Annotated in this window: 8 protein-coding genes; 5 read left to right on the forward strand and 3 right to left on the reverse strand. The window is 65.3% G+C overall.

Annotation, left to right across the window (positions count from 1 at the left end; all coding sequences use genetic code 11):
* Positions 1 to 46 precede the first annotated feature (46 nt).
* Positions 47 to 2,752 (reverse strand): pyruvate dehydrogenase (acetyl-transferring), homodimeric type, encoded by a 2,706-nt coding sequence (gene aceE, locus DES44_RS21125; protein WP_058934216.1) that lies wholly within the window; start codon positions 2,750 to 2,752, stop codon positions 47 to 49.
* 288 nt (positions 2,753 to 3,040) lie between these two features.
* On the opposite strand from aceE, the gene DES44_RS21130 reads away from it, so the two are divergent.
* The 4 genes from DES44_RS21130 to DES44_RS21145 all read left to right on the forward strand — a co-directional run bounded on the left by DES44_RS21130 (position 3,041) and on the right by DES44_RS21145 (position 9,635).
* Positions 3,041 to 5,641 (forward strand): PAS domain-containing sensor histidine kinase, encoded by a 2,601-nt coding sequence (locus DES44_RS21130; protein WP_083525400.1) that lies wholly within the window; start codon positions 3,041 to 3,043, stop codon positions 5,639 to 5,641.
* A complete protein-coding gene (locus DES44_RS21135; protein WP_058934215.1) occupies positions 5,638 to 6,264 on the forward strand; it encodes a response regulator transcription factor in 627 nt (208 codons plus the stop codon). The genes DES44_RS21130 and DES44_RS21135 overlap by 4 nt, the downstream gene beginning before the upstream one ends.
* Positions 6,265 to 6,336: 72 nt before the next feature.
* Positions 6,337 to 7,197 (forward strand): bifunctional methylenetetrahydrofolate dehydrogenase/methenyltetrahydrofolate cyclohydrolase FolD, encoded by an 861-nt coding sequence (gene folD, locus DES44_RS21140; protein WP_058934214.1) that lies wholly within the window; start codon positions 6,337 to 6,339, stop codon positions 7,195 to 7,197.
* A 371-nt stretch (positions 7,198 to 7,568) separates the two neighbouring features.
* The gene (locus DES44_RS21145) at positions 7,569 to 9,635 is read left to right on the forward strand and encodes a M3 family metallopeptidase (protein ID WP_232309950.1); all 2,067 of its coding nucleotides are present in this window, start codon (positions 7,569 to 7,571) and stop codon (positions 9,633 to 9,635) included.
* A 430-nt stretch (positions 9,636 to 10,065) separates the two neighbouring features.
* On the opposite strand, the gene DES44_RS21150 is transcribed toward DES44_RS21145, so the two are convergent.
* Entirely contained in the window at positions 10,066 to 12,900 is a 2,835-nt protein-coding gene (locus tag DES44_RS21150; protein ID WP_170156719.1) for a M16 family metallopeptidase, read from the reverse strand.
* 372 nt (positions 12,901 to 13,272) lie between these two features.
* On the opposite strand from DES44_RS21150, the gene DES44_RS21155 reads away from it, so the two are divergent.
* Positions 13,273 to 13,785, forward strand: coding sequence for a hypothetical protein (locus tag DES44_RS21155; RefSeq protein WP_058934211.1), 513 nt, complete (start codon positions 13,273 to 13,275; stop codon positions 13,783 to 13,785).
* Positions 13,786 to 13,816: 31 nt separating this feature from the next.
* Here DES44_RS21155 and DES44_RS21160 read toward each other — a convergent pair whose 3' ends face one another.
* The gene (locus tag DES44_RS21160; protein WP_058934210.1) at positions 13,817 to 14,257 is read right to left on the reverse strand and encodes an HIT family protein; all 441 of its coding nucleotides are present in this window, start codon (positions 14,255 to 14,257) and stop codon (positions 13,817 to 13,819) included.
* Between the last annotated feature and the right edge of the window lie 7 nt (positions 14,258 to 14,264).

Consider the following 14,264-nt stretch of genomic DNA (forward strand, 5'->3'; position numbering starts at 1 on the left):
CGCCCGCCCGTCATGGGAGGGCGCCGACACAGGCCGGCAGGAATGCTCAGGCGTACAGCGGATTGATCTTGTCAGCCTTGATGCCGTACTTGCTGATGGCCTCGGCCACCTTGGCTGCCGGAATCTTGCCGTCGTCGGCCAGGCTCTTGAGGGCGGCCACCACGATGTAGTGGCGGTTGATCTCGAAGTGCTCGCGCAGCTTGGAGCGGAAGTCGCTGCGGCCGAAACCGTCGGTGCCCAGCACCTTGTAGCTGCGGCCGGCCGGGATGTAGGCGCGGATCTGCTCGGCGTAGCTCTTCATGTAGTCGGTCGAGGCAATGACCGGGCCCTGCACCTTGCTCAGCTGCTGCGTCACATACGGCACGCAGGCCAGCTCGGTCGGGTGCAGCAGGTTCCAGCGCTCGGCGTTCTGGCCGTCGCGGGCCAGTTCGTTGAAGCTGGGGCAGCTCCACACATTGGCGCCCACGCCCCAGTCCGCTTCCAGCAGCTTCTTGGCCGCCTGGCTTTCGCGCAGGATGGTGCCCGAGCCCAGCAGGTTGACGGTCAGCGGCTGCGCCGCGGCCTCTTCCAGCAGGTACATGCCCTTGAGGATCTGCTCCTCGGTGCCGGCCTTCAGGCCCGGCATGGCGTAGTTCTCGTTGAGCAGCGTGATGTAGAAGAACACGTTCTCCTGGTTCTCCACCATGCGCTTGAGACCGGCATGCAGGATCACCGCCACTTCATGGGCGAAGGTCGGGTCGTAGCTGATGCAGTTCGGGATGGTGCCGGCCAGGATGTGGCTGTGGCCGTCCTCGTGCTGCAGGCCTTCGCCGTTCAGCGTGGTCCGGCCGGACGTGCCGCCCAGCAGGAAGCCGCGGGCCTGCATGTCGCCGGCCGCCCAGGCCAGGTCGCCGATGCGCTGGAAGCCGAACATCGAGTAGTAGACGTAGAACGGGATCATCACCCGGTTGTTCGTCGAATACGAGGTGGCGGCGGCAATCCAGCTGGCCATGCCGCCGGCTTCGTTGATGCCTTCCTGCAGGATCTGGCCGGCCACGTCCTCGCGGTAGTACATCACCTGGTCCTTGTCGACCGGGGTGTAGAGCTGACCCTTGGGGTTGTAGATGCCGATCTGGCGGAACAGGCCTTCCATGCCGAAGGTACGGGCTTCGTCCACCAGGATGGGCACGGTGCGCGGGCCCAGTTCCTTGTCACGCAGCAGCGTGGTGAGGAAGCGCACATAAGCCTGGGTGGTGGAGATCTCGCGGCCTTCTGCCGTCGGGTCCAGCACGGCCTGGAAGGTGGCCAGGTCCGGCACCTTCAGGGCTTCCTCGGCCTGCGGGCGGCGCTTGGGCAGGTAGCCGCCCAGGGCCTTGCGACGCTCCTGCAGGTACTGCATCTCGGGCGTGTCGTCGGCCGGCTTGTAGAACGGGATCTTGGCCAGTTCGGAATCGGGGATGGGGATGTTGAAGCGGTCGCGGAAGGCCTTGATGTCCTCGTCCTGCAGCTTCTTGGTCTGGTGAGCGGTGTTCTTGCCTTCACCGATCTTGCCCATGCCGTAGCCCTTGACCGTCTTGATCAGCATGACGGTCGGCTGGCCGACGGTGTTCACCGCGCGGTGGTAGGCCGCATAGACCTTCTGCGGATCATGGCCGCCGCGGTTCAGGCGCCAGATGTCCTCGTCGCTCATGTTCTCCACCATCTTCAGCAGCTCGGGATGCTTGCCGAAGAAGTGCTTGCGAACGAAGGCGCCGTCGTTGGCCTTGTAGGCCTGGTAGTCGCCGTCCAGCGTCTCCATCATGACCTTGCGCAGCAGCTCCTGCTTGTCGCGGGCCAGCAGCGGGTCCCAGTAGGAGCCCCAGATCAGCTTGATGACGTTCCAGCCGGCGCCGCGGAATTCGCCTTCCAGTTCCTGGATGATCTTGCCGTTGCCGCGCACCGGGCCGTCCAGGCGCTGCAGGTTGCAGTTCACCACGAAGATCAGGTTGTCCAGCTTCTCGCGGGCGGCCAGGCCGATGGCGCCCAGGGATTCCGGCTCGTCCATTTCACCGTCGCCCAGGAACACCCAGACCTTGCGCTTGGACGTGTCGGCAATGCCGCGGGCATGCAGGTACTTGAGGAAACGCGCCTGGTAGATGGCCATCAGCGGGCCCAGGCCCATCGACACCGTCGGGAACTGCCAGAACTCGGGCATCAGCTTCGGATGCGGGTAGCTGGACAGGCCCTTGCCGTCCACTTCCTGGCGGAAGTTGTTCAGCTGTTCCTCGGTGATGCGGCCTTCCAGGAAGGCGCGGGCATAGATGCCGGGCGCGCTGTGACCCTGGATGTAGAGCAGGTCGCCGCCGTGCACGCCGTCGTCGCCATGCCAGAAATGATTGAAGCCGCAGCCCAGCATGGTCGCCAGCGAGGCAAAGCTGGAGATGTGGCCGCCCAGGTCACCGCCGTCTTCCGGATGCAGGCGGTTGGCACGCACCACCATGGCCATGGCATTCCAGCGCATGTAGGCGCGCAGGCGCTCTTCCATCTCGATGTTGCCGGGGAAGCGCTCTTCCTGGTCCGGCGGGATGGTGTTGACGTAGGCGGTGGTGGCGGAGAACGGAACGTCGATGCCGGCCTGGCGGGCATGGTCGATCAGCGTCTCCAGCAGGAAGTGGGCACGGTCGCCGCCTTCGGTGCCAATGACGGCGGACAGCGCGTCCAGCCATTCCTTGGTCTCGAGAGCGTCGGTGTCATTGGCGGCTGCGCCGAGGAACGACTGGGGCTGCGCGGACATGGTCTTGTCTCCTGTTTTCACGGCCCGGCACCCCGGACCACACGACTAGCTTAGGCAAATGCCAGGGGCAAGGCACCTGCCAGAAGATGGAGGCCCCTGGGGCCCACGGCGGCGGAGTTTCGCATAAGCCTGGCATTTTCCAAATAGTGCCATGTCATTTCACTTTATGAAATGTGGAGGCCATTCGCTGCGGCGGCCGATCCCACCGACCGGGGTCCCTGGGCGATCAGGGAATGCCCCGAGACCGGACTCCGGGGTGGGCCTGCGGCGCCCGGGATAATCGCCGGCATGTTGTCCCGCCTCGCTGTCCAAGGCTTTTTGCGCCGCGCCCTGACCCCTGCCAAACGCCTCGTGTCCACCTGGTGGCGGCGGCAGTCGCCGTCGCGTCAGGACCGGTTTGCCACCCTGGGGCCGCTGCTGTCGGTGCTGCTGTTCCTGGCAGCCATCGTGTCGGCCTTCTGGTACCTGCGGAACGAGGAAATCGAACGCGAGGCCGAAGCGGTCAAGCGGGACACCGAGATGGCGCAGCAGTTGATCCGCTCCCGGCTGATCGACAACGAAGACCAGCTCATCCTGCTGCAGCGGGACATCACCACCCGGGCCATGGACCCGCTGGAGTTCAGCCAGCGCGCGATGACCATCGCCCGCAACCGCCCCGAGATCACCCACATTTCCTGGATCAACCAGCGCCGGGAACGCCGCGCCAGCGTGGCGGCCATCGGCGACCAGGCCGATACCCTGATGACGCTGGAGGGCGGCGATCCGTCCATGCCCAATGGCCACGCCAGCAGCGAACCGGAAAAGGCCTTCCAGTCCGCCCGGGACCGCCGCCTGCGGGTCTACTCCGGCCCCTTCCCCGATGCGAACAACACCATCGTCTTCCAGTTGCAACTGCCGCTGAGCGACCGCAACGGCTTTGGCGGCGTGCTGGTGGCGGAATATGCGGTCGAGGCGCTGGTGCGGTATTCGGTGCCGTCGGAAGTGACCAACCGGCATGCGATGGCGGTGCTGGACCCGCGCGAGCAGGTGGTGGCCAGCACGGTCACGCCCATGCCGGGCCGGCGCCTGACCCGCGCGCCCATCTATTACGAGGTGCCGATGGCGCCGGCGCCGGGCCTGGTGCTGCGGGGCCAGGGCTATCGCACGTCCATCGGCCTGATCTCCAACACGCTGTTCTGGATGGTGATGGCGCTGTCGGTGCTCACGGTCTGGATGCTGCTGGGCACCTGGAAGCACATGCGGCGCCGGGCCCATGTGCAGAACGCGCTGGCGGCCGAAACCAACTTCCGCCGGGCGATGGAAAACTCCATGCTGACCGGCATGCGGGCGATGGACCTGGAAACCCGCATCAGTTATGTGAACCCGGCCTTCTGCGCGATGACCGGCTTCTCGGAGACCGAGCTGATCGGCCGCAAGCCGCCCTTCCCCTACTGGCCGCCCGACCGCTACGAGGAGAACGTGCGGCTGCTGCAGCAGGAAATGCAGGGGCGCAGCCCGGCGGGCGGGTCCGAGGTGAAGGTGATGCGCAAGGACGGCAGCATCTTCGACGCCCGCATGTATGTCTCGCCGCTGATCGACCCCAAGGGCAAGCAGAACGGCTGGATGACCTCGATGACCAACATCACCGAGGCCAAGCGGGTGCGCGACCAGTTGTCCGCGTCGCATGAGCGCTTCACCACGGTGCTGGAAGGGCTGGATGCGGCCGTGTCGGTGCTGTCGGTCCAGCAGGGCGAGCTGCTGTTCGCCAATCGCAGCTACCGGCTGTGGTTCGGCGCCGACCCCAAGGGCCATGCGATGCTGGCCGGCTCGCAGCTGGGACTGGCTGCCCCCAAGGAGCCGGCGGAGGACACGGAAGAGGATGTCGAAGACCTGGACGGCATGCCCGCGCCGCATCTGACCGAGATCGGCGCGGACTCGCGGGAGGTGTTCATCGCCCAGCTGGACATGTGGTTCGACGTGCGCGCGCGTTATCTGCAGTGGACCGACGGTCGCCTGGCGCAGATGCTGATCGCCACCGACATCACCGCCCGCCGCCATGCCGAAGCGCAGCAGCAGCAGCAGGCGGAGAAGGCCCAGGTGACCAGCCGCCTGATCACCATGGGCGAGATGGCCTCCAGCGTGGCCCATGAACTCAACCAGCCGCTGACCGCCATCAGCAACTACTGCAACGGCATGCTGTCGCGCGTTCGCAGCGACAACATCCGCAAGGAAGACCTGATGGCCGCGCTGGAGAAGACGGCCAAGCAGGCGCAGCGGGCCGGGCAGATCATCCATCGCATCCGCGCCTTCGTGAAGAAGAGCGAGCCGCAGCGACAGCCGGCCTTTGCCGCATCGATCGTGGAAGACTCGGTGGAACTGGCCGGCATCGAGCTGCGCCGGCGCAATGTGCAGATCCACACCTATGTGGCGCAGCGGCTGCCGGTGATGCGGGTGGACCCCATCCTGATCGAGCAGGTGCTGCTGAACCTGCTGAAGAATGCCGCCGAGGCGATCGACAACGCCGCGCTGCCGCCGTCACGCCGCCACATCGAGCTGCGGGTGGTGCCCAAGCACACCGCCGAGCTGGGCGCCAACATCGAGTTTTCGGTGACGGACATGGGGCCGGGCCTGCCGGAAGAAGTGATCGAGCGGATGTACGAGGCGTTTTTCTCGACCAAGGCGGATGGACTCGGGATTGGACTAGGGTTATGCCGGTCCATCATCGAGTCGCATCAGGGCAGGATACGCGCCGAGAACTTATACAATGGGGCAGCCGTCGTCGGGTGCCGTTTTGCATTCACGATCCCCGTGGATATTCCGCGACCCGAGCCCTCCTTGCCTGACAAGATCCCTGAAAAGATCCATGACAAGGACGAAGGGACTGCTCACAACACCGCCGCAACACCATGAGCCTGATTCCGAAGAAGGGTACTGTCTACGTTGTCGATGATGATGAGGCCGTGCGAGATTCCCTGCAGTGGTTGCTGGAAGGCAAGGATTACCGGGTCAAGTGCTATGACTCGGCCGAATCCTTCCTCAGCCGCTATGACCCTCGCGAAGTGGCCTGCCTGATCGCCGACATCCGTATGGAAGGCATGAGTGGCCTGGACCTGCAGGACAAGCTGCTGGAACGCAAGAGCCCGCTGCCCATCGTGTTCATCACTGGTCACGGCGACGTGCCCATGGCGGTGCAGACGATGAAAAAAGGCGCGGTGGACTTCATCGAGAAACCGTTCAAGGAAGAGGAACTGCTGAGCCTGGTGGAGCGTATGCTGGACCAGGCCCGTGGCGCCTTCGCCACCCAGCAGGAAGCCGCCAGCCGCGACGCCCTGCTGTCCCGCCTGACCACGCGTGAAGCCCAGGTGCTGGAGCGCATCGTGGCCGGCCGCCTGAACAAGCAGATCGCCGACGACCTGGGCATCAGCATCAAGACGGTGGAGGCGCACCGCGCCAACATCATGGAAAAGCTCAATGCCAACACGGTGGCCGACCTGCTGAAGATCGCGCTGGGCGCGACCGCCAAGGCAGGCTGACCGCCCCCGATCATTCCCGAGGCCGCTGCATCAGCGGCCTCTTTTGCTTTCTGGAGTTCCTGGAGTTTTCGCATGACCGCACAACTGATCGACGGCAATGCCCTGTCCAAGAAGCTGCGTGGCGAGGTGGCCGCCCGCGCCGCCGCCCTGACGGCCAAAGGCCTGAAGCCCGGCCTGGCCGTGGTGCTGGTGGGCGACAACCCCGCCAGCCAGGTGTATGTGCGCAACAAGGTCAAGGCCTGTGAAGAGGCGGGCCTGCATTCGGTGCTGGAGAAGTACGACGCCAGCCTGACCGAGGCGGAGTTGCTGGCGCGGGTGGAAGCCCTGAACCAGGACCCCAGCATCCACGGCATCCTGGTGCAGTTGCCGCTGCCGGCGCACATCGATGCGCACAAGGTGATCGAGGCCATCGCGCCTGAGAAGGACGTGGATGGCTTCCATGTGGCCAGCGCCGGCGCACTGATGGTGGGCCAGGAAGGCTTCAAGCCCTGCACGCCGTATGGCTGCATGAAAATGCTGGAGTTCATCGGTTACGACACCCGCGGCAAGCATGCGGTGGTGATCGGGCGCAGCAACATCGTCGGCAAGCCGATGGCGATGCTGCTGTTGCAGGCCAATGCGACGGTGACGGTCTGCCACAGTGCCACGCCCGATCTGGCGCATTTCACGCGGCAGGCGGACATCGTGGTGGCGGCGGTGGGCAAGCGCAATGTGCTGACGGCCGACATGGTCAAGCCCGGTGCGGTGGTGCTGGACGTGGGCATGAACCGCACCGAAGACGGCAAGCTGTGCGGTGACGTGGACTTCGCCGGCGTGAGCCAGGTGGCGGGCTGGATCACCCCGGTGCCGGGCGGCGTGGGGCCGATGACGATCACCATGCTGCTGGTGAACACGATGGAATCGGCCGAGCGGGCCGCTGCGGCGCGCGGGTAAGTCGGCCGGTCGGGCCGGTCGGGCCGGTCGGGCCTGATGGTCATTCGACATGGATCGGCACAAGGGGCGCGTGAAGCGCCCTTTTTTTCGGCCATATGGCCGAGACCACGGCCGAGGCAATGGCCGAGGCAATCACCGGGAACGGGGCCTGGGCTCCGAAGCGAACATTCCGCCCTGGACGTTGCACTGAGCAACGACCCCGATTCAGGGGGGGCGGGCACGCAGCTTGAAGCGCCGGCCATCGCCCTCAGGTGAGACAGTCAGGGTCCATAGCCTCCTTCAACGGACGCGATAGAAACCCCATGGTTCAGGTGTGCTGAAACACTGAGACACTTGAACCTCTCGCCTGCCATCAGTTTCCAGAGGATTGCATGGACGCCAATGCTGCTTCCCCCGCCGCCGTGACCGCCACGGTGCCCAACCCCTTGCTCTCCACCGCATCGCTGCCCGATTTCGCCGCGATTGAACCGGGGCATATTCAGCCCGCCATTTCCGAGCTGTTGAATCAGGCACGTCAGGCGCTTGCTGAAGTGACCGACCCGCAGGCGCCGGCGGATTACGAGTCGCTGTCGCGTGTACTGAATGTGGCCACCGAGCGGCTGGGCACGGCCTGGGGCGCTGTGGGCCATTTGAATGCAGTGGCCAATACGCCGGCCCTGCGTGAAGCGTACAACGCGGTGCTGCCAGCCGTGACCGAGTTCTACACCGGGCTCGGGTCGAATGAGGCGCTGTATGCCAAGTACAAGGCCATTGCTGGCAGTGCCGACTTGACGCCGGAGCGTCGGCAATTGCTCAAGCATGCGATTCGGGATTTCGTGTTGTCCGGTGCAGAATTGTCCGGGGAAGCGAAGGAGCGTTTCGCCAAAATCCAGGAGCGCAGTGCGGAGTTGGCGCAGGCCTTCTCGGAACATGTGATGGATGCGACGGATGGCTGGAGCCTGTTCGCCACTGCGCAGGAAATGCAGGGCGTGCCGCCGGATGTGCAGGCCAATGCCCGTGCAGCTGCGGAGAAGGACGGTCGTGAGGGCTTCAAGCTGACGCTGCATTTCCCGGTCTACATGCCGGTGATGCAATACGCGGAAGACCGCTCGCTGCGGGAGCGTCTGTATCGGGCCTACGTGACCCGCGCCAGTGAATTGGCGGACAAGCCTGAATTCGACAATTCACCGCTGATGCAGGAGTTGCTGGCGCTGCGCCAGGAAGAGGCCAGGCTGCTGGGCTTCAACAATTTCGCGGAGGCGTCGCTGGTGCCCAAAATGGCCAGCTCGCCGGCTCAGGTGATGGACTTCCTGCGAGACCTGGCCGCACGAGCCAAGCCGTATGCCCAGCGGGATCTGGACGAGCTGAAGGACTTCGCCAAGGCGGCGCTGCAGATGCCAACGCTGCAGGCGTGGGACCTGGCGTATGTGTCGGAGAAACTGAAGGAAGCGCGGTATGCGTTTTCGGATCAGGAGGTGCGGCAGTACCTGACGCTGCCGCGGGTGCTGGAAGGTCTGTTCCGGATTTTGGACCGGCTGTTTGGGGTGCAATTGGTGCCGGCCAAGGCGTCTGTGTGGCATGAGAGTGTGCAGTTCTGCGAGCTGCGTCGAGACGGGCAACTGATCGGGCAGGTTTATCTCGATCTGTTCGCGCGCAATGGCAAGCGGCCCGGCGCCTGGATGGACGAGGTCCGCAGTCGCTGGAACCGGCCGGATCTGCAAAGCGCCGGCGCGGAGCAGATCCCTGTGGCCCACTTGGTCTGCAATTTCCCGCAAGGCGCGGATGGCAAACCGGCTTTGCTGACGCACGACGATGTGATCACGCTGTTCCATGAATGCGGCCATGGGTTGCACCATCTGCTGACGCAGGTGAAAGAACTGGGCGTGTCCGGCATCTCGGGCGTGGAATGGGACGCCGTGGAGCTGCCCAGTCAGTTCATGGAAAACTTCTGCTGGGAATGGGAAGTGGTCCAGCAACTGTCCGGGCATGTGGACACCGGCGCATCATTGCCGCGTGAGCTGTTCGACAAGATGCTGGCGGCCAAGAATTTCCAGGCGGGGTTGCAGACGCTGCGGCAGATCGAGTTTGCACTCTTCGACATGCGGCTTCACGCGGAGCCAGGGTCGGAAAACCGCATCCAGTCGCTGCTGGAAGAGGTCCGGGCCGAGGTGTCGGTGAACCCGCCCCCTGAATTCAATCGGTTCCAGCACAGCTTCTCCCACATCTTCGCGGGGGGCTACGCCGCGGGGTATTACAGCTACAAGTGGGCGGAAGTGCTCTCCGCCGATTGCTGGAGCGCCTTCGAGGAAGAAGGCGTGTTCAATCCGGAAACCGGGCGGCGGTATCTCGACGAAATCCTCTCCATGGGGTCGGTGCGGGATGCCATGGATAACTTCAAGGCGTTTCGCGGGCGGGAGCCCAAGATCGATGCGCTGTTGAGGCATCAAGGGATGGCCTAAGCTGGGGTCGGGGTCGGGGTCGGGCTGCGGCGTGGACGTGAGGTCGGAGCGGCCGTGAGCTTGGCGCGGGGCTGTGGGTGGGGTGAGTCCGGAGGTCTTGAGGGCTCAGCCCTCAAGACTCCCCTGCGGTGCTCGGAAGTCGGGGCGGGCCCAACTCGCTTCGCTCACCTTCGGCTCGCTACGCTCAAACAGCCGGTCCCTCTAGCTAGTCATTGACGCGCGCTTCGCGCGCCCCCGACTTCCTCCGCTCCTCGGCTCCTCCCACACCCCACCCACAGCCCCGCGCCAACCTCACTCCCATCACCACCCAGCACTTCGCGAGAACTCACGAGCGCGTGCCGGTACAGGTCGGCTATCCCAGCATCGCTGGGTGGGGCGCGGATGGCGCACGGCGCATGGCGCATCGCGCGTGGCGCCTCGCTCGAGACCGTCAGTCCTTCTTCGTTGCGGGTGGCGTCTTCGCTTCTTCTTTAAAGTCACCCGCGGTCGAGACCACGAATCCATCGGTTGCAATGCGCTTGCGCCACGCCGCGTTGACTTGCTCCACGGTCACGGCCTGCAGCGCCGCATCGCGCTCCGCCACCGTCTTCCAGGTGTCGCCACGCTCCGCCATGCCCAGCATGGCAGCCGCCAGGTTGCCGTCGTCGGCACGGCCCTGGCGCAGGCTCGCCAGAATGTCGGACTTGGCACGCGCCAGTTCCGCCTCCGTGATGCCGTCCCGGCCCATGCGGACCAGTTCTTCCTTCACCAGAGCCAGCACCTGGTCTCGGTTCTGCGGCGCGAAAGTGCCGCCAATGACCAGTTCGGCATCGTCCCCAAAATGCGGCGCGGAGAGGGACGCCCCAACGCCGTAGCTGAGGCCCGCCTTCTGGCGGATGCTGACCGACAGTCGGTTCTCCAGCGAGCCACCGCCCAGGATATGGGTGGCCATCATCAGCGGCAGGTAGTCAGGGTCCCGGTCGTTGAGCGCAAAGTCCAGCCGCCAGCGCATGGCCGCATTGGCCTTGTCCTTGGCCATCGCATCAAAGCGCGCCGGCGGAATGTGGTCGGCCTTGGCCTCGTAACGGACATACGCCGGCGCCTGCGGCTTCTTCCAGGCCCCAAAGAGCTGGTCCACCGCCTTGTCCAGGCCCTCCGGCACCGCGCCCACCACCGCCACACGCGCATCGTTAGCCGACCAGTACTGCGCATGGAAAGCCTTGACGTCCTCCAGCGTGGTGGCCTTGAGCTGCGCCAGTTGCTCGTCAATGCTCATCAGGTAGTCCGGGTCGCCCAGCTTGACGCCGCGCGCGCGGTTGTAATGCTCCCGCACCGCCGCCTGGCGCAAGGTCTCCAGGTCCTGCCGCTGCCCTTCCAGCCCAGCCAGCGAAGCCTTCTGGTCACGGTCGAAGGCATCCTGCGGCAGCAGCGGGTGCTGCATCAGGTCCGCCGCCATGCGCAGCACTTCCAGCAAAGTGTCCCTCTCGGCGGAGATGCGCAGGGTGGCGCCCTGGTCTTCGCTGCTGATGCTCAGGTTGGCCCGCAGTTGGACCAGGCGGTCCTGCAAGGCCTGCTTGGACAGCGTCGGCGTGCCTTCATCCATCAGCCGCGCCACCAGGTCCGTGCCGCGGTGGCGGAAGGTCTCGTTGCGCTCGCCCCAGCGCAGCTGCATCTCCAGCTGCACGGTGTTGGCACGGGTGCGCTTGTTCAGCGCCATGAATTCAATGCCCGAAGGCAGGCGGCGCATCACCGTGCGCTCGCCCAGGTGCGCCGGAGTGGGATCAAACCGTTCGCCCTCGTCCACCTTGGGCGGCCCCTGCAGGCCGGCCAGGCGTGCGTCCAGGGGCGGCGCCGCCGGAATCTCGACACGCTCGGCCTGCTCCGCCGGCAGGTAGCGGCCCAAGGTGCGGTTGGCCGGCCGCAGGTAAGCCTTGCGCACGCGCTCGACGTCCGCCAGCGTGACCTTGGGGATGTCTTCCATCAGCTGGAACAGCAGGCGCCAGTCGGTCGCGCCCAGGCTGGAGATCTGCTGGATGAGCGCCTCCGGATTCTTCATCTGCTCCCGGTAGGACATGAGCGCCAGGTCCCGCACCCGCACCAGCTCCGATTCCTCGAAAGGCTTGCCGCTGCGTCCCTCCACGATGTCCAGCAGACGCTGCTCGACCGCAGCCTTGTCTGCATCCGGCGGCAGCACCGCATAGGCCCGTATGCCGCCAGGGTCGGCACCGCCCAGGCCGGTCAGGCCCGCCGCCAGGGCCAGCTTGGGCTCGACCAGGTCCTTGTAGAGCTGACCGCTGGGCTGCAGGGACAGCATCAGGCCCAGCACCAGCAGCGGCGCACTGTCCGGATGCGCCATCGCCGGCACGTGGTAGTAGCTCAGCAGAATCGGCTGCCCCCCAATACGCCGGACCACCACGGTGCGTTCGCCGTCCTGCGGCGGCTCGACGGTGTAGGGCTGCGGCACCGGAGTCGCCGGGTTGCGTAGGCCGCCAAAGAGCTGGCTGATGCGCGTGAGCGTGCGGGCCGCGTCAAAGCGGCCCGCTACCATCAGCGTCGCGTTGTCAGGCCGGTAGAAGCGCTTGTAGAAGGCCTGCAGCTTTTCAATGGGCACATTCTCGATGTCGCTCTTGGGCCCGATGGTGTCGTGACCATAGTTGTGCCAGTCATAGGCCGCGCCAAGCACCCGTTTGTTCAGCACCTGGAAAGGCTCGTTCTCGCCGCGCTCGTATTCATTGCGCACCACCGTCATTTCCTTGTCCAGGTCGGACTTGGCAATGAAGCTGTTGAGCATGCGGTCGGCTTCCAGCGTCAAGGCGAAGTCCAGCGTCGCCGGGTCGGCATTGAAGTTGGAAAAGTAGTTGGTGCGGTCGCTGGTGGTCGTGCCGTTGAAACGCATGCCGCGCTTGGCAAAAACTTCCGCCAGGTCCCGGTGGCGGGGCGTGCCCTTGAACATCAGGTGTTCCAGCAAGTGCGCCATGCCGTATTCACCCGGCGATTCATGACGGCTGCCGACACGGTAGGTGATGTTCACCGTGGTGGTGCTCTGCGCATCATCCGGAAACAGCAGCACCTGCAAGCCGTTGGGCAGTCGGTATTCGGAGATACCCCCCAGCTCCCGCACGAACTGCGCCTGTCCGGCGCGCGCGGGCAATGCCTTGGCTGCGGACACCGGAGCGGACTGCGGCGCCGCCGGGCCTGCCCGCTGCGCCCATGTCGGGGCGGATGTACAGGCCAGCAATGCGGCCAGGGCCAAGGTGTGAGGCAGTTTCAAAGGCACAGCAGACATCCGCAAGAACTCCTTCATGACATCAGGAACTGAACGCCAGAGACCACCACGCGTCAGAGGGCGGCCCCAAGGCTTGCAGCGATTCTCTGCGCGATTTGATGCTGCACGGTGAAGAGGCCCGCTCTGCCGGCGGCGCAACGCCATGACTTCCGACCCATGTCAGTGGACATGGGCAGCGCATTGAGCCGAACAGCGGCTCGTCCGGCCTTCCTGCAGTTCGTCGCGTCACAGATGCAGTGCAGCCCCGCCCCGTGACGGTTGGTCGCTTCCCGTTTGGTCCCGCGGGCGCCCTTGCCTAACCTGAAGTGCGTCTTCATCGACTGCGCCGCGTGTCGCGTCACCGCAGTCCCTTGCCCATCAGGAGCTGTCACCATGCATTCATCCACCGTTCATTCCGCCTCCCGCCGCATCGCAGCGCTGCTGGGGCTTTGCGTCGCCGCGGCCTTCAGCGTCGCCCATGCGGCGCCCGCCGACGCCAGCCGCGCACCGGGTGCGCAAGCCGGCACCCCGGGCCTCGATACCCAGGTCAAGGCCGTCTGCCCTCAGATTGAAGCGCAGTTGGCGGAAACACTCGGCAAGTCCCAAGCGCGCTATCGCGACGTCGGCACCGCCGTCGTGAGCTTCCGCCTCAACGGCACGGTGATCGAGGACGTCCGCCAGTACGGCGGGCCGGTGGTCTACCGCAGCGACCTGCGTCGCGCCGTCCGCCACCTGAGCTGCGACAACGGCAGCAACAGCAAGACCTATGTGATGAAGGTGGCCTTCACCGACGGGTCGGCCAGTGCCAGCACCCTGGCGCAATCCGATGAGACCGCGACCGATCGCTTGAAGCTCAGCGAAGTGGCCGCGGCCATCGCCGAGCGCCGCGTCGGCCCGAACGATTGATCCAGCGGATTCACCGGACGCTGCCGCTGATTCACGCCAGGGCGCGGACCGCCTCACGCACGAGCGCATCGAGCTCGGGGAGCGGTACGGCCAGACGCGCCTCGGCCGTTTCAGTGCCAGTCAAAGTCCGGCGACGTTCGCCCCACACCGGATTGGGAAAGTGGCTGTCCCAATCAAAGCGGGCAATGACATGCCAGTGCAGATGCGGCACCACATTGCCAAGCGTCGCCAGGTTGATCTTGGTCGGCGACAGGGCCCGTCGCAGCGTCTGTTCCACCGCCACGACCACCGCCATGATCGCGTCCCGATCCGCAGGCGGCAGGTCACTGAATTCCGCCACGTGATCGGTCCAGATGACGCGGTAGAACGCCGGGAAATCCGGCTCGACTGCGCGGATGACACGCCAGCGCTCAGCGCTGGCCACGGACAGTCCGCCAATGTCGCGGCACAAGGGGCAATCAGGGTGTTCCATGGGCAAA

It is taken from the genome of Roseateles depolymerans, from assembly GCF_003387155.1.
GTDB lineage: Bacteria > Pseudomonadota > Gammaproteobacteria > Burkholderiales > Burkholderiaceae_C > Roseateles > Roseateles depolymerans.